Below are 24620 nucleotides of genomic sequence, written 5' to 3'. Positions count from 1 at the left end.
GGATGCGTTCCATGCCCCGGATTCCGCAGGGATGTACCTGCTCACGTATCGGGGATCCAGTCATCTGAAAGGCCGATCCGTCGGCCCGCTGATCGACCTGCTGAAGCCCTATCTCGACGGGCGGCACACGCTGGCCGAACTGACGGCGGAGCTGCCGCCCGAGCGCCGGGCCGCCGTGGAGAGCCTGGTCACCGCGCTGCTGGAACGGGATGTCGTGAGGGACGTCGGGGCCGTGGAGCAGGAGGCGGTCCTGGAATATCCGGAATACCGCCATGAGGTGGCCTTTATCGCGCATTTCCGAGACTCGCCTATCACCATATTTCGGGCATATCGGGATAAAGTGGTGCTCGTTCTGGGGGTGGGGGACATGGTGCCGTGGGTGGCGCGTGCCGCCGTACGCACGGGGTCGCGCCTGGTGAAGATGGCGAGCCCGGAGCACCTGGGCGTCGAATGGGTCGAGCGCGGGCGGCGTACCCCTGACCAGAAGGTCGAGCGGCACTTCCTCGCCGACTTCGGCGAGGAAGGGCTGCTGCCCCTGCTCGACAGCGCGGACCTCGTTCTGCACGTCTCCGGCGGCGCGACTCACGAACCGCTGCTCGACCGGCTCTGCGCGGAGCGGGGGCTCCCCCTGGCTCAGGCGGTCGTGCTGGACGGTGAGGTCTGGCTCGGCCCCGAGGACCTCGGCACGCGCTCGGCGGCGAGCTGGACGGCGGGCCGGCGCCGGGTGGCCGCCCGGCCCGCGCCGCGCCCGCCCATCGGCGCCGCCGAGACGCACGCCGCTGCCATGGCCGCCGCCGAGACGCACGCCGCTGCCATGGCCGTCGCCGAGACGCGGGCCGCCGCCGTAGCCGCCGCTTTGGTGCAAATGGCTTTTCGAACCGCCACCGGGTTGCTGGACGACCATCGTGCCCGGCTGACCAGGATCGACCTTTCCACGCTGCGCCGTACGTCACACACCTTCGTCCCGCACCCCTACGCCCGGCCGGCCGAACCCGTGGAGCCCGGATCCGCCGACCCGGCCCGCGACGGCGCCGTTCTCGGTCGGGAGGCGTTCTCCCGGCGGGCGGTGGTGTGCGCCGACGATCTCCTGGGTGTGTTCGGGGAGCCGACCGAGCGCGACTACGCGCAGATCCCCCTGCACGTCAGCGAGGTGGAGGTGCCCGACCCGGCCGGACTGCTCGGCGGGGCCGTCTCAAGGGTCGTCGGGACGGGGCTCGACTTCGCGTCCGCGCGTCACCAGGCCGCCCTGAAGGCGTTCGCCGTCTACGCCTCGCTGATGGTGGATCCACGTCGGCTGCTCGCAGGCGACGGCCGCACTCCGCTGGCCGCGCCGGAGTCCGACCCCGACGCGCTGCTCGCGGACCTGCGGGCCGGCCGGATCAGCGGGCTCGTCCTCGGCCACCGGCTCGCCGACGGCGGCACGCGAGCCGTCGCCGCGGACGTCGCCTTTCCCGCGCTGTCCGGCACGGGCCGGGCCGACGGCCGGACGCCGGCCCGGCCTCCGGGGATCACTGCAGGAGTCACTGCGGGAATGCCTGCGGGCATCGCCGCCGGATACAGCTGGCAGGAGGCCGTCGACGTCGCGCTGGCCGAGCAGGCGGGACGGCTGGCGCTCGCCGACCTGGAGCACCGGACGACGCCGTTGCCCCGGTTCGACCTGGACAGCGGATCGCTGCCACCGCGCGGCGAACGGTACCGGTCCATGATCCAGGCCACAGGTGAGGCGGTCACGTGTTACGACCTCACCGGGCCGTCGGAGATTCCGGCCGCCATGAGTTACCTGGGTGACACGCCCGTCGGATACGCGGGCGGGTCGTCGGCGGCCGAAGCCGTGACCGGCGCGCTCGAACAGGCCCTCCTCCACTACCAGGCGCGGCAGAACGCCCAGCCCGCCTACGCGCCACCCGCACCGCCGGGCATACCGCCCGGACTGCGCGGCTCGGCGATCCGCCGCTTGCCCGACGCCTCCCGTACCGACTCGGCGAGCCTGGTGTCCGCGCTGGTCAGACGCGGCCTCTCGCCGGTGGCGGTACCACTCGACCACGATCGTGAGGTTCATTCGATCATGCCGTACACCGTCCATGTGGTGCTGACCCATGCATGAGATCGCCGTCCTCGGTGAAGGACTGCTCGTGGAGAGCATCGTCGCGGCGCTGTCCGGCGGCGGATCCTGCGTCTCGCCGCTCCTGACGTCCGGTGCCGTCGCGGCCGTCGTGGCCCATGACCGCTGGGACCTGTCCGGCTACGCCGAGGTCAGAGCCGCCGCCGCGGCGGCGGGCGTGCCCTGGTTGCCGGTACGGGCCGAGCTGGGGCGGGTCGTCCTCGGGCCCCTGGAGGAGTCCGGGCTGCCCGGCTGCGTGGACTGCGGGGAGTTCCGGCGGAGACTGGCCCATCTCCAGCCAGACGGGCACGAGACGGTGTGGCGAGAGCAGGGGGCCACGCTGTCCGCGCTGCCGTCGGCCTGGCTCACCGGACTGTCGGCCGACCTCGCCGCCACCTTGGTCACCGAGGAGATCGCCCGGCTGGTCAACCGGGAGACCGCGCGTACGAGATCCGCCTTCGTCTACGTGGACCTGGAGACGCTGGCCGTCGAGCCGCACCCGTTCCTGCCCGACCCGCTCTGTGACACCTGCGGGACGCTGCCGGCCGACGACCGCTCGCGGGCGAACATCTCCCTCCGGTCCCGCTCCAAACCGGCCCCGGACGTCTACCGGCTCCGCTCGATGACCGGCGAGGTGGACACGCTCAAGGCCAGGTACGTCGACGGCGAGAGCGGTCTCATCCGATCCGTCCTGAAGAGCACCGAGGGCGGCATCGTCGTCGCCGCGGCGCCCATGGGCCTGCGTCAGGGCTCGACGGAGTACGGCTTCGGCCGTACCCGCAACTACCAGGGCAGCCAGGTCACCGCCATGCTGGAGACGCTGGAACGGCACGGCGGCATGGAGCCCGGGGGGAAGCGCACCACGGTGTCGGCCAGTTACGCCGAGGTCCGCCGCGAGGCGATCGACCCCCGGACGCTCGGCCTCTATCCGGCGGAGCGGCATCGGCTCCCCGGCTTTCCCTACCGCCCGTTCGACGAGGAGCAGGTGTGCCGCTGGGTCTGGGGATACTCCTTCGCTCGCGGCGCTCCCGTGCTGGTCCCCGAGACCTACGCCTACTACCGGGCCCGCCACTATGACGCCGCCCGCCCGCCGTTCGTCCAGGAGGTCTCCAACGGCTGCGCCCTGGGCGGCAGCCTGGAGGAGGCCGTCTTCCACGGGATCCTCGAAGTGGCCGAGCGCGACGCCTTCATGATGACGTGGTACGCGCGCATGCCGGTCCCGCGGATCGAGGTGACCTCGGCCCGCGACTCGATGATCCCCCTGATCATCGAGGCCATCGAGGCCGAGACCGGCTACCAGGTGATGCTCTTCGACACCACCCTCGAACAGGGCATCCCCTGCGTCTGGGCGATGGCCGTCGATCCCGGCGACGACGAGAAACGCCCGAAAGCAGCCTGCTCGGCGGGCGCTCACCCCGTCCCGGAACGCGCGATCGAGAACGCGCTCAACGAGCTCGGCCCGCTCCTCGCCGACCTCATCACCCGCTACCCCGACCACATGGACGAGGCCGGCCGGATGGTGGACGACTCGTCGCTGGTGAAGGAGATGGAGGATCATCGCCTGTTGTACGGCGACCACCGGACGTACGACCGGCTGCGCTTCCTCACCGAGACGCCACGGCGGCGGCACATCGACGACCTTCCGTCGCCGGCGCGACTCCGCAACGCCGATCTCCGGGACGACCTGATCGAGCTGGTCGACCGCTACCTCGTCACCGGTGCCGACGTCATCGTGGTGGATCAGACGACCCCCGAGCACGAGGTGTCCGACCTGGCCTGCGTGAAGGTCGTCATCCCCGGAACCCTGCCGGTCACCTTCGGCCACGAATACCGGCGGGTCGACGGTCTGCCGAGGTTGTACGAGGTGCCGTACCGGCTCGGATACCGGGATCGGCCCCTGGAGCCGCAGGACGTCAACCCGTTTCCGCATGCTTTCCCGTAGAAGGGCCGGCCATGTACGTATCGATCGTCGCCTGGGATCTCAGCAGGTCCACCGAGACCGTGGAGAGCCTGCGCGACTACCTGCGGGACTACGCCGTCGACGCCTACGCCACGCTTGCGGGGATGCGGCTGAAGGCGTGGTTCTCCAATCCCGCCCGCCAGACCTGGGGGGCGGTCTACCTCTGGGACTCCGCCGACGCCATGGACGGGCCCGCCCGGGTGAGTCGCGTCATCGAGCGCATCGGCTACCCGCCCACGTCGGTGAGCGTCTTCCAGCTGGAAGCCATCGCGGAAGGCATCAGTGTGTACCCGAGCCTCACAGGGCTCGGCGCCGCGATGGAAGGAGACCATGCGACCGCGGGCTGAGCGGGTTCGGCCGCCGTGAGGTCTCTGACACCGAGCTCAGGCTCTCGGCTCTGACGGCCGCCGCCAACCGGATCAACCAGTCGAGTTCGGCGTCGGGGTCGGCCGGGCTGTTGTCGGGGACCGCCGGTCCGCGCGGGTCCTGCCGTACGCCGAGCCTGCTGCGGCGCAGGGCGGAGGTGATCAGAGCGGCCTCGACGGCGATTGTCCGCGCCTCATCGGACAGGTCCGTGGCCTGCGCCCGTCGCGTTTCGGCGATGCTCGGGTCGAAATAGGGGAGGAGCAGCAGGCGGCCGTCCCAGATTTCGACGATCCGCCGGTACAGGGCCTGCTCCGGTTCCCGGAAATCGACGTGCCGAGTCCTCGGCGGATCGAGGGCGATGGCCGGGAACGCGTCGTACAGCGGTTTCCAGAGCGGGAAGAGCCGGCGATAGGAGCGATCGAGCGACCACCACCGCGCGAGATGGTCCAGGCCCAGTCGCGGCCCCGTGACGGGCAGCAGGACGCCGGCCACGACGAACAGGATCGCGAGGCGGAACACGTCCCCGATCAGGTTGCCGTACAGCCACGACACCTTCCATCCGAGAAGGTGAGCGGACATGGCGGAGAATCGCAGCCCGGCGTAGGCGAGGGTGCAGGCGAGACCGAGCAACAGCAGCCGCAGGCCGTTGCGGAGGGAGAAGCCTCTCGCGGCGCTCGCGCGGTAGTGCGTGGCGCGCGCGACCTCGGTGACGGTCAACGCCAGATATGCGACATAGACGTAGGCGGCGGCCGAGATCACCGGGATCTGCACGGCCATCCGCTGACTGGCCAGGGCCTGCGCGTAGTTCGACGGGGTCGTGGCATGCAGAACGCCGATCAGTGCCAGGACGCCGGTCAGCAGCCGCAGACGTAGCCGGGCGCTCCCCATGGCCTGCTCAGCCGGATAGACCATGTAGAGAAACGCGCATTGCCCGGACGTCCCGGCGATCAAGGTCAAGCAGTTGGAAAGGGTGCCCGCGGTGTTGAGCGTCGTGTGGCCGTCGATCACCTCGTGGACCGTCTGGTCCTGCAAGCAGATCGACACCGAGAGCGCCAGCAACGCCGCGCACAGCCAACGCGTCGACCGGCAGCCGGGTTTGGCGCGAAGGTGGAACAGCTTGATGCCCACCGCGATCCATCCGGCGACGGCCAGGCCGATCAAGATAGGCGCGCCATGACCGGCGGCGGACATCGAAGATCGGTGGCCAAGAGATCACCTGGCATCTTCATCGGAGGGATTCTCCAGCTTCCAGAGCTGATTGACCATTTCGGTGATGGCGGCGCGGCTGCCCTGAGTCAGCTCGGCACTGCGCAGGGCGATGTGCGTGACACCCGCCTTCCGCATGCCGGCCAGCAGCTCCAGATCCTTGTCGATCCTCGCGGTCTCCGCGTCGTCCAGGAAGTAGGCGACCGGCACCCCGAAGAACGCGGCCAGCGCCGTCAGGTGCATGATCGTGGGATTGACCCGCCGGCCCGTGCGCAACTGCCAGATATAGGTATGCGAGATCTGTACGTCCTGGCCCTTGCTGATGGCCTCCGCGACCGCGACATTGCTGTATTCGGCGTCACCTTGGCGGCGGACCGTCTGGAACAACCGGTTCAGCTTGTCGGCCAGCGTCCGGGGAGACTCATCAGCGCTCATCGCCGTGCCGATCCTTAACAGCCAGAGTTTAGCGAATTTGCCGTCATCCTACACAGAGGTTGACGGGCGGCACCTTTGCCGCCCAGCGCGCTTTTACCCGGCGATCCGGCTCGTCGCGGCCGAGACGAACTAGGGTTCGGCCGTCGCAGGGGGGATGAGTTCGTAGTTCGGGATCGTGGGTCTCAGCCGCTGATACTCCTGCTCGCCCGAAGCCGCCGCAGCGGCTTCGGGGATCTCGACGCGGCCGAGGTAAGGCCCCCGCAGGCAGTGGTCGCACCAGAAGTGGGCCTCACCGATGAGCAGGTGGGGGATCCGGAGCCGATACACCAGGCGGAGGCAGGCCCGTCCACAGTTCGGGCAGCGCCTGGTGATCGGTCCGGGCAGCTCGTCCCGTGCCTGCTCATAAGCCTGCAGCCAGCTCTCCCAGCGGAGTGCCTCGTCATGCGTGTTCGACACGGGGGCCACCTCGGTGCTAGAGCCGTTTCGCCTATGGTCCCTTACTGGTTACGTGGATGGTTGGCCCACCACTCGTCCTCGAAGGCATAGGCCCGGTCTTCCCAGGGGACCGCCTCTTCGTTGGACGTCGGGTAGCTGCCGCCCAGGCGCAGGTCCTCCACGTGGTACCGCTCATGGGCGAGGGTGCGGGCCAGCAGTTCCTCGCTGCGGAAGGCCGCTCGCCGCAGCAGGACCTGCTGATTGGGGTAGGTCACCCCGGCCAGCCCGTCAATGCTCTTGTCGATCCTGATCTTCAGGTCGTCGATCCGGATGTCCCAGTCCTGGGCCACCCGCCGGACCGTGTCCATGCTCATCGGGAGCTTGGCGCTCCAGTGCGGCCTTTCAGCACCCCTGCGTGCCAGCTTGACGGAGTCACCGCCGAAGCCGGCGCCGGACCCCGCGTTCCCCAGCGCCGCCGCCTCCCCGGAGGAGGAGCAGGCGGCGCCGGCGCCCGTCACGCCACGGCAGGGGGCAAGCTGCACCGTCGGGTCCGGCGGGACGCCTGGGCCCGGATCGACGCGGCAGTCCTGCATCGCGTCCGCGCCGAACACCCCTGAGCACTGGCCGACGACGTGCGGGGCTGGGTCGAGGCCGCCGTTGGGCTGCCCGTCGCCGGCCCTGGCCTCGATCGGCGTGAAGGCCACGCCGACCTTGTCCAGGATCTTGTCGATGGCGTTGTCGACCCGGTGGTTGAGCCCCTTGTCGAGTGCGTCGGCGAGCGAGGTGCCCGCCGGACCGGGCAGCCGGTCGTGATCGATGGGGCCTGGCCTGGCCGCGCGCGTCTTCGCGGCGATGTCGGCCAGCTCCTGAGGTGTGGGCGGCGGAGGCGGCGGCGGATCCGCCTTGGGCGGGCCGTTCGTCCCCTTGCCGGGTGAGGCGCCGGGCCCGTCGTCGCCGGGCGTGCCGCCGGTCTTGCCCTTGCCGGGCGAGCCGCCGCCGTCCGGGTACTGGATGTACGGCCCGCTGCCGTCCGGCCAGCCCTTCCACCAGTTGTTCTGCCACCACTTCCCGGCCAGGTACCCGGCGCCGGCGCCGATGGCGACCGCCGCGAGACAGCCGAGCCAGGCCGGACCGCAGAACCGTGAGCCGCGCCCGAGCGCGCCGACCTCCCCGCCACCGGTGAGGATGTAGTCGGCCGCGTTCCAGGCCGGCTTGGCGATGTCCCGCTCGACGACCTTGATCACCTGCTTGGCGGTGCCGCACACGAAGGCGGGGCAGCCGAAGTGACCGGTCGGGTCCACCTGGTTGAGCGGGTCGCCGTCCGCGTAGGTGAAGCGGTTGCCCTTCACCGACGGCATGGGATTCACCTCGAACGTATCCCTGCTGGGGAACGCCCCGGTTCCGGGGTCGTACCAGCGGGCGGCCATGTTGACCTTGCCGGTGGCCGGGTCGGTCCAGCCGCCCTGGTAGCCGACGTCCCGCTTGGTGCCCGAGCCGGCGACGACCTTCCCGTACGGGTCGTAGGCCGCCGAATCGGTCAGCACACCCGCGCCGGTGAAGGTGGCGGTGAGGTCGCCGTGCCGGTCGGTGTAGGCGTACAGGCCCGCGACGGAGACGATGTCGCCCGCCGGGTCCCTGCCGTAGAGCTCGGCACCCGCCGCGGCCGGGGTGTTGCCCAGGCCGGAGTAGCTGAAGGTGCGGCCCGCGGCGGACGCGAGCCGGTCCAGCCCGTCATAGGCGTAGCTCGCCGCGCCGTCGGTGATCATCCGGTCGAACGCGTCGTAGCTCGTCGCGCTCGCGCTCCCGCCGCTCGGCGTCCTGGACTTCAGGGTGCCGCGCGCCGAGTAGGCGTAGCCGGCCGATCCGTCGGAGACCAGCTGGTTGCGCGCGTCGTAGACGGAGGCGGCCGTTCCGGCCTTGGTCCGGTTGCCCGCGTCGTCGTAGTCGTAGGCGAGCGAGTTCCACGACGTCAGCCGGCCCGCCAGGTCGTAGCCGTAGGTGTTGGCGGCGGCGCCCGCCGTACCGGTCGTGGTCTTGGTGGTGAGCCGGTCGGCGTCGTCGTAGCCGTAGGCGATGGCGGCCAGTGCCGCGCCCGCGGTGGTCTTGAGCGTGTCGGAGGTGGGCCGGTGCAGCGCGTCGTAGTCGAAGGAGCGCTTGGCGCCGCCGTAGTCGACGCCCTTGAGCTGGTCCATCGTGTCGTAGGAGTAGATCGAGGTCCCGCCGGTGAGCGGGTCGCGGACCGTGGTGAGGCGGCTGCCCGCGTCGTAGTCGTAGGCGGCCGTGCCCGCCTTGTCGGTACGGGTCTTCATGCGGCCGTCGGCGTCGTAGGTGAAGGACGCGGTGCCGGACGGCCCCGCCGTGCTGACGAGATGATCACGATCGTCGTAGCCGAAGGTGTTGCCCCCGGCCGAGGTCAGCCGGCCCACGGTGTCGTAGCCGAAGCTGTGGGCGGCCGTGGCGGTCTCGGCGCCCGCGCCGGTCTCCGCGGTGAGCCGGTTCAGCGTGTCGAAGGTGCGGGCGATGGTGACCCCGCCCGGCTTGGTGACCTGGACGGGGCGAGCGGCCGCGTCGTAGTCGGTGATCGTCTGGCGCTCGGCGGGCGTGGTGTAGGTCGTGGTCGGCGGGACGAACATCGCCACCTGGAGGTTCAAGGGGTTGAAGGCGTAGGAGGTCGCGTTGCCGTTGCCGTCGGTGAAGCGGGTGCGGTTGCCGGCCGCGTCGTAACCGAAGGTCGTGGTGATGGTGTGCGTCGGCGTGGTCTTCTCGTGCTGGCCGGTCAGCCGGTTCAGCGCGTCGTAGTCGTAGGTGGTGACCCCGCCGCCCGGTCTGTTGACGGTGACCGGGTTGCTCCCGTCGTCGTAGCCGATCGTCATGGACCGCAGCTGCTTGCCGGCCGCGTCGAGATCTGCCGTCGCGGTCGCCCGGCCGGCGCCGTCGAAGGTGAGCGTGCTGCTGGTGCCGTCCGGATTGGAGACCTTGGTCGCCCGGCCGGCGTGGTCGCGGGTGTACCAGTGGCCCTGGGTCAGCGGGTCGACGTCGACCACGACCTCGCCCGCCGCGTTGTAGCCGTACTGGCTGCGCGCGCCCGACGGTGTGGTGACGTAGGTCAGGTTCCCCGCGTCGTCGTACTCGTAGGCGGTGGTGTACCCGGCCGAGGCCGGTGTGCGGTCGACGGCGGTGCTGGAGATCCGGCGGCCGAGGTCGTCGTAGGTCGCCCCGGTCACCCGGCCCGCCTGGTCCCGTGTCCACAGCCATTCCCCGGCCACGTCGAAGCCCGACCGCGACTGGTTGCCCGCCGCGTCGGTGGTGGCGACCAGATTGCCCAGCTGGTCGTAGGTGTGGGTGTCGCCGTGGCCGAGCGCGTCCTCGACGCGCGTCACGCGGCCCAGCGCGTCGTACGTCGTGGTGGAACTCGCGGTCACCGTGGCACCGGCGCCGAGCTGCCGGTAGGAGGGCAGAGTGAGGACCTGCGGCCGGCTCATGCCGTCGTAGGTGACCGAGGTCCGGTAGCCCTCGGCGTCCTCGCTCGTCACGACGTCGCCGAAGCTGTTGTACCCGGCCCGTGTCGTCGGTCTGACGTTGTACGGCGTGCCGCCCGCGTGCTCGATGGCCACCGTCGGCGCCTTGGTCGTGGTGAGCCGGCCCGCCTCGTCGTAGGTGTAGTCGGTCACCGCGCCACGGGGGTCGGTCATCGTCTTCGGCAGGCCCCGCTGGTCCCTGGCCCAGGACGTCGTGAGCCATTCGTCGCCGTCCCAGACCTTCTGGGACAGGGGCCGGCCCAGCGCGTCGAGGTCGAACGCGGTCCACGTGTAGCCGCTGTCCTGCGCCTGGACCAGGGAGACCACGCCGCCGTCGGCGTCGTAGCCGTAGGTGGTCTTGCGCTTGATGCCGGCGGGGTCCAGCAGCGCCTCGGTGACCCGGTTGGCGGCGTCCACGGTGTAGGCGGTCGTGCTCTTGCCGTTGCCGGTGATCCGCTGGACGAGGTTGCCCGCACTGTCGTAGGTGTTCTGCTGGAGCGGGATGTCCCGGGTGGTTCCGTCGGCGTTGTGGAAGCCCTCAGCCCAGACCGATTCGAGCAGGTTGTCGTCGTAGTAGCGGTAGCGGGTGGTCCGACCCATGGCGTCGGTGACCGTGGCCAGGCGACCGGCCGGGTCGTAGGCGCGGGATTCGAGGACCAGTTCCTTGGGGGCGTCGTTGTCCAGCGGGTCGCCCACCCAGTTGGCGAGGCTCGTGGTCAGCGGCAGGCCGGTCGGTCCGTAGGTGTGCCGGAAGTCGGCGCCGGTGGCGTCCACGGTGCTGGTGAGGTTGCCATAGAGGTCATAGCCGTAGGTGGTGGTGTTGCCCGCGGGGTCCTTGACGGACGAGACGCGGGCGGCGGCGTCGTAGGTGTAGTCCGTGGTGCGGGTGACGTCCTTGCCGGTGGGGTCCGTCCGCTCGGCCTTGGTGACGTTGCCGTCGACGTCGTAGGTGTAGAGGACCCACGGCAGGTGCTTGACGCCGTTGATCACGTCCGTGGTCGCGGGGCCGACGGTGGCGGTGAGATGGTTCAGGGCGTCGTAGCCCATGGAGGTGCTGACGCCGTTCGGGAAGGTGTCGGAGATCTTCGTCTCGGAGATGGGCCGACCGGCGCTGTCGTAGTCGTACTTCGTGGTGAGCCCCGCGGCGTCCACCACCTGGGCGAGGTCGCCGTTCTGGCGGTAGCCGTAGCGGGTGGTCCTGCCGCCGGGGGTGGTCGTGGCGGCGAGCAGCCCGTCCGGGACGGTGCCGCCGTCGGTGGCGGCCTCGGTGCCGTCGGTGTAGACGTACTTGGTGATGCCGCCGTTGGCGGATCCGGCCACGGGAGGTGTGGTGACGCTGAGCAGGTCGCCCGAGATGTCATAGGTGTAGCTGGTGCGGTGCGCAGCGTCGTTCCCGGCGCTGGCCCGGGCGTCGAACGCGCCGGTGAGTTTGTCGTTGCGGGGGTTCAGCGGGTCGTCGGGGTCCAGGTAGTAGGTGAAGTAGGAGGTCTGGCAGGAGCGCGGTCCGCGGCAGGTCACCTTCATGACCGAGTTGCCGCGGTCGTCGTTGTACAGCTGAGTGGTGTGCCCGTCCGGGTCGCTCACCGTGGCCAGGTTGCCGTTGAGGTCGTAGCCGTAGCGCGTGGTGCCGCCCGAGGCGTCGTACAGCGAGGTCGGCCGGCCGCCGTGCTGGGGGTCGTAGCCGTAGACCATCGCCTTGCCGCGCGGGTCGGCGGCGAGCACGGTGGTGGCGGGGATGCCGAACGTCGCGACGTCCTTGTAGTGCGCCTGGATCGCGTCGGTGTGCAGACTGTTCCAGTAGATCGCCACCTCGTCGATGGTGCCGTTGAAGTGGCCCAGGGTGTCCGAGGGCTTGGCGGGCCAGTTGCCCGCGATGAAACCGGCGCCGACGTAGACATGGTTCTGCGCGATCGTGGACACCGGGCCCTTGGACCTGGTCCCGACCACGGCACCGTCCAGCCAGAGCCACTGGGTGCCGCCGGAGGCCGTCAGGACGGCGTGGTGCCAGCTCGCGTCGGTCACGCTCGCGCTCGTGGTGATCGGCGCGACCGCGGCGCCGTCCCAGAACTGGCCGCGCAGCTTGCCGTCCGTCCCGACGTACAGCGCGGGCGTGTAGTTCGCCTGCGGCCCGGCCGGGTCGGTGAGGGCCTGGGCCTGGTAGGCGAGCAGGACGCCGGGCTTGGCGGTCTTGAACCACAGCTCCGCCGACAGGTCGCCGCCGCCCTTGATCTCGCCGTCGGGCAGCTCCAGGTAGGAGCTGGAGCCGTTGAACCCGGCGGCCGTGTCGCCGCCGGTGGCCAGGACGATGGGTGCGCTCTGGTTCAGGGTGACGTTGTGGTAGGTCGCGTCGGTGTCGCGCCCGTCGCCGTAGGCCGCGCTGGCCGCCTGGGTGCCGGAGAACTCGGCGAGGCGGTAGTACTCGCGCGGCCGGGCGCTCAGGACCGCGTTCGGGTAGTACTCCGTGCCGCCCTGTGTCTGGGCGGGGTAGACCCGCCACTGCCCGCCGCCCGCGTCGGTCATCGAGGCGACGCGGTCGCTCTGGGTGTCGTAGGCGAGTGTGGCCTGCAGCTTGCCCGACGGCAGCTTGACCGTCTCCAGCGCGCCCGTGTACTGCCCGGCCGCGTACTGGGCGGCGACGGACGTGGGGCCGAGCGGGTGGGTGTAGAAGGCGGGGTCGTCGATCTGGCCGGTGAAGTGGCCGCGCGTGTCCGCGGGCGCGGCGGGGCACCAGCCCGAGGTGTTCACGTAGCCCGCCCCGATGCTGGCGTACGGCAGATGGGTCGCCTTGACCTGGTTGAAGCGGCTGCCCACGATCGACCCGTCCAGGTACATGCCCTGCCACGTTCCGCTCGCGGTCAGCACCACATGGTGCCAGGTCCCGTCGCTCACCGACGCGGTCGACTTCATCGATCCGCAGCTGCCGTCGTCGGCCATCTGGCCGTGCAGCTTCCCGTCGGTCCCGACGTAGAGCATCGGCAGGAAGCCCCACGGGAGCGGGCCCCGGGAGTCCTCCAGCGTGTTCATCTGCGCGCCGTACAGCACGCCGGCCTTGGTGGTCTTGAACCACATCCCGACCGCCGCGTAGGTGGTGTCGTCGGTGATGTTGTACGGCATGCGCACGTAGGAGCTCGTGCCGTTGAACGTCGCCGAGCCGTCCGTGGTCCCGGCCGGGGCGCCCGCCGCGCCGTAGGTCAGGTTGACCGCCTGCGCGTCGTCCTGGCCGACGAACAGCTGGGTCTCGTTGGTCGTGCTCTGGTGGAGCCGGTAGTACATCGCGGGGGCGGCGTCCACGACGGCCGTGCGGTGGTGGGACACCATTTTGTAGGTGTACTTCGTACAGGCCGTCGTCGTGCCCGGCGGGCAGACCTGGGCGAGCAGGCCGTAGCCGTAGCCGTACGTCCACGCGGGCGCTCCCTGGGCGGGATCGGTGGCGACCGAGGTCACCAGCCCGCTGTTCCAGGTGAAGTAGAGGCCGCGGCCGCTGACCTTGTTCACGACCTTGGCGAGGGTGCCGTCGCCGTTGTAGGTGAGGAACTCGCCGTGCTGGTCGTCGTCGTAGATCCCGGTCAACCGGCCGTTCGAGTCGAACACGTACGCGCCGCCGGACTTGTCACGCAGGAACCACGCCGTATCGGCCTTCACCAGGCTCACCGACCGGCCCTCGGGCGGCGCGTACGTGCCGTCGGAGTTGCGGCCGAAGCGCGCCTGCCGCCCGTCCGGGTAGGTGACCACGACGTTGCCCGTCAGGTCGCTGTCGGTGACGATCTTCATGTCGTAGGCGGTGGTCCAGCCCACGCCGAACAGCCCCGAGCGGGAGTTCAGGCTGCTGTACGAGCGGGTGATCGCCAGCGCGGGACCGGCGGTGGTGAGGCTCGCGTCCGTGGTGGTGGCCGCGTACTGGCCGGTCAGCGGGTCGATGCCCTTGACGGCGGCCGTGCCCGCGCTGTCGGAGACGTGTGAGGAGACCAGGGGCTGCGGCACGACCGTGCGGAAGGTGCTCCATCCGGTGGCCGGGCTGGAGGTCTTGCCGTCGGTGACCAGGGCCTGCCACATGTACTGCTGGCCCCACTTGAGCTTGCCCTGCGGGACCGTCCAGTTGGCGGTCTGCTCACCGGTGTTGGAGTCGCCCGTGATCAGGCCGGTCGCCGGGCACGTGCTGGGGGCCGAGACCAGGCAGATGTTGAAGATGAAGTTCAGCTCCCCGCCGGGCCACTCGTCCTGGTCATGGCCGGTGACCGTGAACTCCGGCATCAGCGTGGACTCCACGTACCCACTGCCCGGCCACATCGAGTCGATCTGGGGCGGCAGGTTGACCACGGTCAGGCTCACACACCAGACGGGTACGCCCCAGTCGGAGAAGAACTGCCCGTTCGTCACCATGTCCCAGCAGACCTGGTACGAGCCCGGGTTGAGCGGGTCGATCGTGGCGCTCACCTTCGCCGAGCCGTTGTTGCCGATCGTGGCGGGCAGCGTGGCGGCCGCGGTGGAGCTGCCCACGAAGCTGCCGCCGAGGGTGTACACCTTGTAGCCCAGCTTGACCGTGCCGGGGGACCAGGAGTTCATCCCGTTGTTGATCACCGTCACGGGGAGCCTGCCGAAGCCGTTGGCCGTCACCGGCGGGTCGATCGTGGCACCGGAGTCGATCGCGTACAGCGCCCGCCAAGGGCTGTAGTCCACCTGCAAGTACGGCGGGTTGGCCGAGTTGGCGCTGGCGAACTCCTTGAAGCTGTCGGCGGTCAGCGCCAGGCCGTTGTTGCCCGCGCCGTTGGACCAGTCCGACAGGGCCGACAGGCCCGCGCTGTTGATCCCGATCCACGCCCAGCCGGCGCCGCCGCAGGTGACGCCGCCGCTGAAGCTGGCCGACCCCCAGGTGCCGCCGAGGCTCACGCCGGGATAGGAGGAGATCGTGCCGACGTTCCAGCTGCTGGTGATCTCCTTCACCGTGACGGGGTTGGCCGCGCAGGAGTTCGACAGGGTGTTGTAGAGGAAGAGCGCGGCGCCGGTCACGTAGGCGTGGGGGATCTGCGAGGCGAGGTTGAAGTTGATGTAGGCGTTGTTGCGCTTGGTGCCGTCTTGGGAGCCGACCAGGAGCTGGTCGCTGCCGGAGTGATTGGCGCCGGAGTGGTTGTCGACGTAGGTGTCGGAGGAGGCGCCGCTGGTGGTGCGTACGTAGGAGGAGGGGTCGATGACCACCGGGAACGCGCGGTCCTTGGCGCGCAGCCACTTCTGGTCGGCGCTGACTCGCAGGACGTCGCCGACGAGGGTGTAGCGGACCGCGTCGGATCGGGCGCCCTCGGCGTCGCTCATGAATCCGGCGGGAACGGTGACGCGGACGGCGCCCTGCTCGTCGACGAACTCCACACCCTGCGGCGCGCTCCGCGGCGTCAGGCCCTTGGCCTGGAAGGGGAAGTCCCAGGGGCCCGTCGCGGCCTGGCGCGAGGTCAGGACGAGCGACTCCTTGATGCCGTTCCAGGCGGCCTCGACCTCGAGGTCCGTCCCCGGCAGCACCTCACCGTACTTCGCGATATTTCCAGAAATATTGGCTTTGGTGCTTTTTGCCCCTTGGAGGGCGAAGGACAGGCTGTGCTCGTTGTCCAGGGTGAGCGACTGGAGCCTGGGGTCGGCGGCGTCGTCGGCCACCTCGGCTCCGACGTCACCCGCCGCCGGTCGCCAGCGCCCGTTCGCGCCGGTCAGGTTGAGGTCGATGTCGGCCCATTGCCCGGTGGCCGTCCGGTACCTCACTGGCCTGGAGTACGTACGCACGGTGTAGGTCTGATCGGGGTTCTGGAAGACCTTCGACGTCGCGTCGCCCAGCTTGGGGACCACCCGGCTCTGCTTGGCGTCGAACCCGTGCACTTCCCCGTTGCCCGGCTTGCCGGTCGCCTCACCCACCAGCTGCGGCTTGTTCGACAGGCGGGAGACCAGCTTGGGCGGCTTCTGGGCCTCCCGGGGCACGACCCCCTTGGGCAGCTTGGCGGCCTTCTTCTCGGGCAGCTCGGTCCGCGCCCGGGTCGCCTCCGCCGCCACCTGGTGCGCGCGGTTCGCCGCCGAGCCCAGGCGCTGCTCGGGGAGCGTCGGCTCCTTGGCAGCCGCGTGGGCTCCCTGACCTGCCATGCTGATGACAAGGGTGGTCACTGTCAGTGCCGAGCAAAGACGAGTGGCCCAACGATTCCTCATGCCGACCTCCGGCGGTGACCGTAGTCGCCGCCTATCCGTCCCACATCTGTACGGATGACCTGGATCGAGGGTGTCGGAATGTTCCCGGTTAGGTATGAGATCAACTCCGAGTCCGGTACTCTCGCCTGGTGCTGCACGGGCGCATCGCGGAGCAGAGCGGAATCACGCGACTTCTCGCTGGTGAGAGCGGCGCCCTGATGGTGCGCGGGGAAGCCGGGGCGGGCAAGAGCGCGTTGCTCGCCTTCGCGGCCGAGCTCGCGAGTGATCAAATCGTGCTGCGGGCCTCCGGCACACCGGAGGAGTCCCGCCTCCCGTACGGCGGCCTGCACATGCTGCTGGCGACCACCCGCCCGCGCTGGAAACACCTGCCCGCCCAGCAGCGCGACGTCCTCGACCGCCTGGGCGACATCAGCGCGGGCGGCGAATCCGCTTCGCCGTACCTGCCTGTCTGGGACCTCCTGCGCCACCTGGCGGGCAGGCGGCCCGTGCTCTGCCTGATCGACGACGCGCACTGGCTGGACCGGGAGAGTCTGGCGGTCCTGTCCTTCTGTGTCCGCCGCCTCGCGGCCGCGCGGGTGGTCATCCTGGTGGCCGCCGAGGGCGAGGTGCCCGCGCTCCAGGGGATCGACGAGCTGGACCTGCCCGGTGTCGACCGGCAGGCGGCGCTGGACATCGTCGCCGAATGCCGGCCGGGCATCGTCCCGCAGGTGCGTGAGCGGATCGTCGAGGACGCTCGCGGCAATCCGCTGGCCCTGCGCGAGCTGGCCGCGGGGATCAGCCCCGCGCAGGTCGAGGGCAGGCTGTCGCCGCTGGGCCTGCACACCGGCTGGCCCGGGCGTTCGCGGCGGGCCGATCAGCTGTACGGCGCGTGCCTACGGGCCCTGCCTGAGCGGACTCGCTTCCTCCTCCTGCTGGCCGCCGCCGACCCCGCGGCCTCGCTGCCCGAGTTGCTCGCCGCTGCCGCGGCTTCCCCGCTTTTCACCGCTACCGTGGCCGCTCCGCCCGGCCTTCTTGCCGCAGCCGGGGCGACACCGGCTGATCTGGAGCCCGCCGAGACCGCCGGGCTGGTGGAGGTGCGGCCGGACAAGCTCACCCCTCGCCACCTGCTGATCCTGGTCGCCGCCTACCAGTCCGCGCCGGTCGCGGCCCGGATCGCCGCGCACCGGGCCCTGGCCGAGGCGGCCGAGGCGTCGCCCGAGCACCGAGCTCTGGCGGAGGCGTCGCCCGAGCGGTGGGTCTGGCATCTCGCCGCCGCCGCGCTGGGGCCGGACGAGGAGATCGCGCGCGAGCTGGCAGCCATCGGCACGTCGTCGGCGCTGGAGCGGGCGGCCGAGCTGACCAGCGCCCTCGAGCCACGCGCCCGGCGCTACGCCGCCGCCGCGCTCGCCGCGTGCGACGCCGGCCAGCTGCGCCGCGCGGCGGACCTGGCGACGTGCGCGACCACGCTGAGTGCCGAACCCTCAACGCTGGCCTCGGCCGCCCGCGTGCTGGCCACCGTGGAGTCCGAGATCGGCTCGCCGACCAAGGCCGCGCGGATGCTGCTGGATTCGGCGGCCAGGATCGGCGACGACGACCACGCCATGGCCATCGTCATGATCGCCGACGCGATCCGCCTGTTCGGCTACAGCGGCGACGAGGGGCTCGCGGCCGAGATAGCCGCCGCCGTCTGGTCGGCGCCGGCGGCTTCACGCGCTCCTTCGCCGGCTTTCTCGCCAGTCTCTTCACAGGCTTCCTCGCCGGCTTCTTCGCAGGTCGTGCGATCAGGAGCCCAGCCCACCTGGTCCACTCCGCTGGCCCGTTCGCTGCCCACGCTGGCGAAGATCATGGCCGGTGACCCGTTCAGCGGCTTCGCCGCCATCGGCGAGCTGATCGAGCACACGCCCGCGCTGGCTACCCAGCAAGCCATGACCGCCACCTCTTTGAGCCTGATGGCCGCCGACGCCGGCTCGGCGCTGCGCCTGACCTCAACGCTGGTGACCGACTGCCGCCACCAGGACCTGATGGGACTCCTGCCGTACGCCCTGCAACTCCAGGCCCAGGCCCTCCTGCTGAGCGGCCGCAGCGCCGAAGCGCTCAGGCTGGCCACCGAGGGGCTGAAGCTCGCCGGTGACCTGGGCCAGACCCACCGAGTCGGGCACCTGAGCGGCCTGGTCGCGCTGATCGCCGCGTTGAACGGCGATGAGAAGCGCTGCCGGGCCTACGCCGAATCGAGCCTGGACTACTGCGCCGACCACGACGCGCCGGCCAGCGCGGCGCTGGCCACCTGGGCGCTCGGCCTGCTGGAGCTGGGGCTGGGCCGGGCGCGCGCCTCCACGGCGCACCTCGAACGCGTGGTCGCGGGCCCCGCGCACCACCCGGTGATCGCGGTCTACTGCGCGGCCGACCTGGTGGACGCGGCCGTCCAGGCCGACCTGCCCGGAGCCACCGTCGAGCCGCTCGCCCTGCTGGAGCGGTGGGCGGGGGACACGCGCCAGCGCTGGGTGGGCGCGGTGGCGCTGCGGTGCCGGGCGCTGGCCGCGCCGGACGGCGAGGCGGAGCCGCTCTTCCTCGGCGCGCTCGACCTGCACGGCCCGTCTCTGACCACCTTCCAGCGGGCCAGGACGGAGCTCGCCTACGGGCAGTGGCTCCGCCGTATCCGGCGCAGGTCCGAAGCCCGCTCTCACCTGCGGGCCGCGCGTGCCGCGTTCGAGCAGCTGGGCGCGACCCCCTGGGCGGAGCGCGCCGCGGCTGAGCTGAGCGCGTCGGGGGAGTCGAGCCCCGCGGAGCCGCTGCCGGAAGCACTGCGCGGGCTGACGCCGCAGGAGCGGCACGTGGTGTTCCTCGCCGCGCAGGGGTCCTCCAACCGGGAGATCGCCGCCCAGCTCTTCCTCAGCCCGCGGACCGTCGGCTTCCACCTCTACCGCGCCTTTCCCAAGCTGGGCATCACCTCCCGAACCGAACTGGCGGATCTGGTACGGCAAGCCGTCGCCGGCATCGGGACGATCACCCCGGCCGCCGAGTGACACTCCAGAGCGGACAGGCTCGTACCGAACCCTTGACTGCGCTGGTCAGATCGATTAGACCTCAGGAAGCCCGGCGATCATCACACAGCGGAGGTCAGGATGTCCGGCAGAGCGTTGGTACGACTCGCGGCCCGCGCCGCGTTATCCGCGGTCACGACAGGCTCGCTGATCGCGATCGGCACGCTGCCGGCCTCGGCGGCGGCCTTGGACAAGCCGCCGCGAACGACCAAGGGGCCGTGCCAGTACACCGAGACTCCCGATGACCCGGCCGTACGGGACGTACCGCTTCCGCCGGACCCGCGCCGCACGCCCACGCGACCGGTCTCCGCGGTGCTCCGGACCAACCACGGCGACATCGGGCTCGCCCTCGATCCGGCCAAGGCGCCCTGCACGGTGCAGAGCTTCGTGCACCTGATCCAGCACCGGTTCTACGACGCCACGTCGTGCCACCGGCTCACCGCGTACGACCGGCTGAAGGTGTTGCAGTGCGGCGACCCCAGTTTCACCGGCGAGGGCGGGCCGGGTTACCGGTACAAGGACGAGCTGCCCACGGATCTGCCGCCGTGGCCCGGCGATTCGACCGGGGTGCGCAAGACGTACGCGCGCGGGGTGCTGGCCATGGCCAACGCCGGTCCGAACACCAACGGCAGCCAGTTCTTCCTGGTCTACGGTGATTCCGGACTGGCGCCCAACTACACGATCTTCGGCACGGTGGACGCCGCCGGGCTCGCCGTCCTCGACCGCATCGCCGCCGGCGGCATCCAGCCGGAGCCGGACGGTCCCACGCCTCCGGTGGACGGCAAGCCCGTACTCCCGGCCGACATCCGAGACGCCCGGGTGTGCCGCCGGTAGACCGTCGTGAAGACCGGCCACTTGGCCCGTCTTGATCACATATCTGCAGATTCCCCGTAAGATGCCGTCATAGATGATGAAGGGTGTAGCGTGACCGAGCCTGAACGGCCTACGGGGAAGCTGGATCCGACTGTCCCGACCGTCGCCCGAATGTATGACTATTACCTCGGCGGGAAGGACAACTTCCCGGCTGACCGTGAGGCGGCCGAGCGGGTCCTCGAACTGAGCCGCCAGGGCGGCGCGGATGTACGGGAGATGGCCAGGGCGAACCGTGACTTCCTGATCCGCGCCGTGGAGACGGTCGCCAGGGCCGGTGTCCGGCAGTTCCTCGACATCGGCACCGGCCTGCCCACTCAGGACAACGTGCATCAGGTCGCGCACCGGATCATCCCCGACGCCAAGGTCGTCTACTCGGACAACGACCCGATCGTGCTGGTCCACGCCCGCGCGCTGCTGGCCGACAACTCCGACACGGTGATCATCGACGGCGACGCGCACGACCCCAAGGGGCTCCTGGCCGCCGCCGCCCAGCACCTCGACTTCAGCCGGCCCGTGGCGGTGCTGGCCGTCGCGCTGTTCCACTTCTTCAGTGGCGACGACGAGGTGGCCGGCATCGTCCAGGCGCTGCGCGAGCCACTGGTGCCGGGGAGCCACCTGATCATCTCCCACGCGTACGTGGAGCGGGGCCAGAGCACCCCCGGCCGGAGGGTCGAAACCGAGAACGTCTACCGGCGGACGACCTCCGGCGGGCTGCACTGGCGGGACCGCGACATGGTGCGCACCTACTTCGACGGGCTGGAGCTGCTCGAACCCGGCGTCGTGCCGGTGCAGGACTGGCGCAACGACGACCCGTTCATCGTCCCCGGGCTGGAGAAGGGCGGCATCCTGGGCGGCGTCGGCCGGGTCCCCTAACCGTAACCGGTACCTAGCGGCGGGCCTTCAGCACCGCGGCGACGTGCTTGGCCGCCTGGTCGGCGGTCCGGTAGCCGGGCCGGGGGCCCAGGTAGTTGACGTACGCCAGCACGTTGGCCAGGCAGAACGACACCTGCGTGTTGTGGAAGCCCGCGGCCACATCGGGGTCGCGGCGGGTGTAGGCGGACGTCCTGTCGCCGACGACCCGCGCCGAGCGCAGCTTGGTGTCGGGATGGCGCGCGCGCTCGTCCTTCCCCAGGGTGACCATGCCATCGAGGTTTTCTACAATCTTGCCTCTTGTGCCACAGGCGACCACCCGCGACCCGCCGGTCGCGCGGGTCCCGGCCCGTCCGTACGACCCGGTCAGCCGAGAGCCTTTTCCAGCTGTGCCTTGCTCATCTTCGAGCGGCCCTTGATGTTGCGGCTCTTGGCTTCGGCGTACAGCTGATCCCGGGTACGGCCGCCCGCGCCGGAATGGGAGCGCAGTCCGCCCCGCCGGCTCGACGAGATGTCCTTGGTGGATGTACGGCTCGCGGTCCGGGACTCACCGGCCCTGGCCCGCTCCTTGTTCACCGTACGGGCGGCGATTTCGGTCGCGCGCTTGTCGCTTTCTCCCCGCTGCTTGGCGCTGTCCTTGATGTGCTCGTATTGGCGTTCCCGCTTCGGGCTCGATCCGCGAGGCATTTCTCCTCCTCATTAAGAACCGTCAGACCTTACGCCCCCTACCCAGCCGGGAACGTCCGAAGACCAGGTGGAATTGCCCATGCGCAGGGTCGTGTGCGAACGGCACTCCATGACCACGGGCGAGAGCGCCGCCCCGGGCGGGCGGACATGACGGCTGGTTTCGCGTTCGATTCCCGCGAAGTCGAATGTTCCTGCGCCACTACGGCGTGAGGACCACCTTGCCGCGTACGTGTCCTGACTCGACCCCGGGACGGGCGGTTCGGTGTCCACGAGTTCCAGGACGTCGGTGCCGCCGTAGGTGTTGAAGGCGATGGCGACGACCGCCGAGATGGGGCGTCGTGTCATGGGGCAAGGGATCACTCATTTAGATGAATTTTGTCAACTGAATGACTGAATCGCTAGGATGGCGGCCATGACAACGCGGCGACGTGCGGTGACCGAGGACGAGCGAGGGACCGCCGCGGAGCGGACTCGGGAGCGGATCCTGCGGGCGGCGCTGGAGGAGTTCGGGGCCAAGGGCTACTCCGGAGCCCGTACGGCGGCCATCGCCGCCAGGGCCGGGGTCAACCAGCAGCTCATCAGCTACCACTTCGGCGGCAAGCAGGGCCTGCTGGCGGAGTTGCGCAGGCGGTGGAACGAGACCCAGGCCGCGCTGCCGCCGCCGGAGTCCTCCTTCGCCGACTCCTTCGCCGCCGTCCTCGACGCCACGCTCGAACGGCCCCAATGGGCGCGCATGGTGCTCTGGCAGGCGCTCGGCGACGATCCCGGCGACGGCGGCGGCATGTCCAGCGCCCAGCGCGAGCAGTTGCGCGGCGGCATCGAGCGGCTGCGCCGGCGCCAGCGCGACGGGGAGATCAGCGACGTGCCGTCACCGGAGTTCGTGATGCTGCTCGCGTACGCGCTGACCTTCGCGCCTCTCGCGCTGCCCGATCACGTCGCGGCGATCCTCGGCGTGGATCCGCTGTCCGAGGACTACCGCCGCATCGCGCACGAGCAGCTCATGGCCCTGCTCCGCGGCCCCGCGCCCGCGTCGGACGGCGCCTGCCGGCCTCAGGGGGCGTAGCCGCGTCAGTTGTCACGCGGAGGCTCTGTGCCGGAGGTGCGGACGGGCCTCGGCCCAGATCGTGGCGGGCTCGAAGCCGGCGGCGTTCCAGGTGGTGGACGTCAGCCGCCCCCGCCCGCGGTAGCGCCGCACGATCGTGACGTGCTCCGGCCACCGCACAAACCCTCGAAGGGCCTGCTCGTCCCGCCAGATCGACACCGAGCCGCACCTGAGCTCCAGTGGTCGCGTCCACAGCCACATCCCGACCGCGCCCTCCAGGTGGGGCCAGGCTCGTCGCAGCGCGATCCCGGACCGGTAGATGCCGGGCAGGTCGCGCGCCTTGTCGGCCTGGTAGGCGGTCACCGCGACCAGCACGGATCCGGTGATGTCCGCGGCGGGCCCTGGGGTCCAACGGCTTCTCAGCATGACGGCGTCCACGCTCCCGAACCTCCTTTTTCAGCACGAACGTTCGTGCTTGGATGGGACGGTACCACGGTGCGGCATAATTGACCGAACGTTCGTGCGCGAAAGGAGCGGCAATGGCGGGCCGGCCACGAGATGAGCGGGCGCGGAAGGCGATCCTGCGCCGCGCGGCGGACATCGCCTCCAAGGACGGGCTGGAGGGCCTGTCGATCGGACGGCTGGCCGCCGACCTCGGCGTGAGCAAGAGCGGGCTCTTCGGCTACTTCGGCTCCAAGGAAGAGCTCCAGCTCGCCACGATCCGGGCCGCGACGGCTGTCTACCTCGGCGAAGTCGTCCAGCCCGCCCTCGCGGTGCCGCCGGGCTTGGGACGGCTGTGGCAGTTGTGCGACAGCTGGCTGAGCTACTCGGAGCGGCGGGTCTTCCCCGGCGGGTGCTTCTTCTTCACGGTCACCGCCGAGTTCGACGCCCGCCCGGGTCGCGTACGGGACACCGTCGCCGCCGCCGGCCTGGAGTGGAACCGCCTGGTCGCGAGCGCCGTCGGCGACGCGCGCCGGCTCGGCGAGCTCACCGAGGACACCGAACCCGATCAGCTCGCCTTCGAGCTGATCGCGTTCATGGAGACCGCCAACGCCGTCTCACTGTTGCACGACGATCCCGTCGCCTACCAGCGGGCCAGGAACGCGATCCAGAGATGCCTGCGCGCGTCCGCCACCGATACGGGGTCGCCGGTGCTCAGGCGTCTTCGACCGGTACGGGAATCCGGGCCTCGACCTTGAACGACGCCCGGTCCGCGCGACACACGTCGCGGGCGAACTCGATGCACCGCCCTGCCGCCCCGGGCCGGGTCTTCCGCGTACCCTTCACCCTCGTGGCGGGCGCCGACCCGGCGGGCGGCCCCGTACGACTCGTACTGGAATGACCATCACGGTGTCGCTGTCAGGGCAGTGCGAGCCGCGGTGAGGATCTCCTCGGAGAGGGGGGAGTCCTTCGTGGCGCGGGCCAGGACGAGTGCGCCGAGCATGGTGCACAGTCGGGTGATGCCGTCCTGGTCGTGGGTGGCGAGCCGGTCGGCGAAGTCGCTGACTCCCTGGGTGTAGACGCGGTGGGCTTCGTGGTTGCCCGGTTCGCGCGCCATGTCGCCGGCCAGCGCGGCGACGGGGCAGCCGTCGGAGGGGTTGTCGCGGTGCTCGACGGAGAGGTAGGCGTCGATCAGCGCCTGCTGGGCGGCGTCGGGTTGTCCGGTGCGCTGGTCGAGCGCGGTGTAGCGCTGGGTGAGTTCGGCGAACGCGTGGCTGGTGGCTTCGTCGATGAGCGCCTCTTTGGAGGCGAACTGCTTGTAGAAGCCGCCGTGGGTCAGGCCGGCCGCCTGCATGAGATCGGCGACGCTGACGTGTGTGCCCTGCTCGCGGAACAGCCGGGAGGCGGTTTCCACGATCCGCCTGCGGTTCTCCTGCGCTTGCGCCTGCGATACGCGGCCCATCGGCCACCCCCTCATTTGGATGTCGGC

17 protein-coding genes are annotated in these 24620 nt (G+C 70.5%); 8 read left to right on the top strand and 9 right to left on the bottom strand.

Going from position 1 to position 24620, the window contains the following annotated elements; translation table 11 throughout:
• Nucleotides 1-31: 31 nt before the first annotated feature.
• Genes AB0H88_RS03560 through AB0H88_RS03550 form a run of 3 tightly spaced genes read left to right on the top strand, consistent with a single transcriptional unit; the run spans nucleotide 32 to nucleotide 4408 of the window.
• Nucleotides 32-2104: a YcaO-like family protein gene (locus tag AB0H88_RS03560; RefSeq protein WP_357640768.1), complete on the top strand. Its 2073-nt coding sequence runs from the start codon at nucleotides 32-34 to the stop codon at nucleotides 2102-2104.
• The gene (locus AB0H88_RS03555) at nucleotides 2097-4043 is read left to right on the top strand and encodes a TOMM precursor leader peptide-binding protein (protein ID WP_357640765.1); all 1947 of its coding nucleotides are present in this window, start codon (nucleotides 2097-2099) and stop codon (nucleotides 4041-4043) included. Before AB0H88_RS03560 ends, AB0H88_RS03555 begins: the two co-directional genes overlap by 8 nt.
• A gap of 11 nt (nucleotides 4044-4054) precedes the next feature.
• Nucleotides 4055-4408: a hypothetical protein gene (locus tag AB0H88_RS03550; RefSeq protein WP_357640762.1), complete on the top strand. Its 354-nt coding sequence runs from the start codon at nucleotides 4055-4057 to the stop codon at nucleotides 4406-4408.
• Here the strand turns inward: AB0H88_RS03550 and AB0H88_RS03545 are convergent.
• The 4 genes from AB0H88_RS03545 to AB0H88_RS03530 form a co-directional block, all read right to left on the bottom strand.
• Nucleotides 4359-5588 (bottom strand): MAB_1171c family putative transporter, encoded by a 1230-nt coding sequence (locus AB0H88_RS03545; RefSeq protein WP_357640759.1) that lies wholly within the window; start codon nucleotides 5586-5588, stop codon nucleotides 4359-4361. The genes AB0H88_RS03550 and AB0H88_RS03545 overlap by 50 nt on opposite strands.
• Nucleotides 5589-5639: 51 nt before the next feature.
• On the bottom strand, nucleotides 5640-6068 hold the full coding sequence (locus AB0H88_RS03540; RefSeq protein WP_357640756.1) for a helix-turn-helix domain-containing protein: 429 nt from the start codon (nucleotides 6066-6068) through the stop codon (nucleotides 5640-5642).
• A 129-nt stretch (nucleotides 6069-6197) separates the two neighbouring features.
• On the bottom strand, nucleotides 6198-6524 hold the full coding sequence (locus AB0H88_RS03535; RefSeq protein WP_357640754.1) for a hypothetical protein: 327 nt from the start codon (nucleotides 6522-6524) through the stop codon (nucleotides 6198-6200).
• A 41-nt stretch (nucleotides 6525-6565) separates the two neighbouring features.
• Nucleotides 6566-16135: a LamG-like jellyroll fold domain-containing protein gene (locus AB0H88_RS03530; RefSeq protein WP_357640751.1), complete on the bottom strand. Its 9570-nt coding sequence runs from the start codon at nucleotides 16133-16135 to the stop codon at nucleotides 6566-6568.
• A 191-nt stretch (nucleotides 16136-16326) separates the two neighbouring features.
• On the opposite strand from AB0H88_RS03530, the gene AB0H88_RS03525 reads away from it, so the two are divergent.
• The 3 genes from AB0H88_RS03525 (at nucleotide 16327) to AB0H88_RS03515 (ending at nucleotide 20964) form a co-directional block, all read left to right on the top strand.
• A complete protein-coding gene (locus AB0H88_RS03525; protein WP_357640749.1) occupies nucleotides 16327-19200 on the top strand; it encodes a LuxR family transcriptional regulator in 2874 nt (957 codons plus the stop codon).
• A gap of 99 nt (nucleotides 19201-19299) precedes the next feature.
• A complete protein-coding gene (locus tag AB0H88_RS03520; protein WP_357640747.1) occupies nucleotides 19300-20052 on the top strand; it encodes a peptidylprolyl isomerase in 753 nt (250 codons plus the stop codon).
• Between the two features lie 90 nt (nucleotides 20053-20142).
• Nucleotides 20143-20964, top strand: coding sequence for an SAM-dependent methyltransferase (locus tag AB0H88_RS03515; RefSeq protein ID WP_357640745.1), 822 nt, complete (start codon nucleotides 20143-20145; stop codon nucleotides 20962-20964).
• Nucleotides 20965-20977: 13 nt separating this feature from the next.
• Here AB0H88_RS03515 and AB0H88_RS03510 read toward each other — a convergent pair whose 3' ends face one another.
• From AB0H88_RS03510 to AB0H88_RS03500, 3 genes are all read right to left on the bottom strand, one after another.
• A complete protein-coding gene (locus AB0H88_RS03510; RefSeq protein WP_357640742.1) occupies nucleotides 20978-21232 on the bottom strand; it encodes a hypothetical protein in 255 nt (84 codons plus the stop codon).
• A gap of 95 nt (nucleotides 21233-21327) precedes the next feature.
• On the bottom strand, nucleotides 21328-21648 hold the full coding sequence (locus tag AB0H88_RS03505) for a plasmid stabilization protein (RefSeq protein WP_357640740.1): 321 nt from the start codon (nucleotides 21646-21648) through the stop codon (nucleotides 21328-21330).
• Between the two features lie 12 nt (nucleotides 21649-21660).
• Nucleotides 21661-21993 (bottom strand): hypothetical protein, encoded by a 333-nt coding sequence (locus AB0H88_RS03500; protein WP_357640737.1) that lies wholly within the window; start codon nucleotides 21991-21993, stop codon nucleotides 21661-21663.
• A 67-nt stretch (nucleotides 21994-22060) separates the two neighbouring features.
• Here AB0H88_RS03500 and AB0H88_RS03495 point away from each other — a divergent pair, with 67 nt between their 5' ends.
• The gene (locus AB0H88_RS03495) at nucleotides 22061-22711 is read left to right on the top strand and encodes a TetR family transcriptional regulator (RefSeq protein ID WP_357640734.1); all 651 of its coding nucleotides are present in this window, start codon (nucleotides 22061-22063) and stop codon (nucleotides 22709-22711) included.
• A gap of 12 nt (nucleotides 22712-22723) precedes the next feature.
• Here the strand turns inward: AB0H88_RS03495 and AB0H88_RS03490 are convergent, their stop codons facing one another.
• Nucleotides 22724-23116, bottom strand: a complete 393-nt coding sequence (locus tag AB0H88_RS03490) for a hypothetical protein (protein ID WP_357640731.1) — start codon at nucleotides 23114-23116, stop codon at nucleotides 22724-22726.
• 113 nt (nucleotides 23117-23229) lie between these two features.
• On the opposite strand from AB0H88_RS03490, the gene AB0H88_RS03485 reads away from it, so the two are divergent.
• Nucleotides 23230-23889, top strand: a complete 660-nt coding sequence (locus AB0H88_RS03485; protein ID WP_357640728.1) for a TetR/AcrR family transcriptional regulator — start codon at nucleotides 23230-23232, stop codon at nucleotides 23887-23889.
• Nucleotides 23890-24035: 146 nt separating this feature from the next.
• Here the strand turns inward: AB0H88_RS03485 and AB0H88_RS03480 are convergent, their stop codons facing one another.
• Nucleotides 24036-24593, bottom strand: a complete 558-nt coding sequence (locus AB0H88_RS03480; protein WP_357640726.1) for a TetR/AcrR family transcriptional regulator — start codon at nucleotides 24591-24593, stop codon at nucleotides 24036-24038.
• Nucleotides 24594-24620 lie beyond the last annotated feature (27 nt).

The organism is Nonomuraea sp. NPDC050680 (assembly GCF_040654555.1).
Classification (GTDB): Bacteria; Actinomycetota; Actinomycetes; order Streptosporangiales; family Streptosporangiaceae; genus Nonomuraea.
Note: the sequence above shows the minus strand (reverse complement) of the source record. Positions and strands in the feature narration are given on the sequence as shown.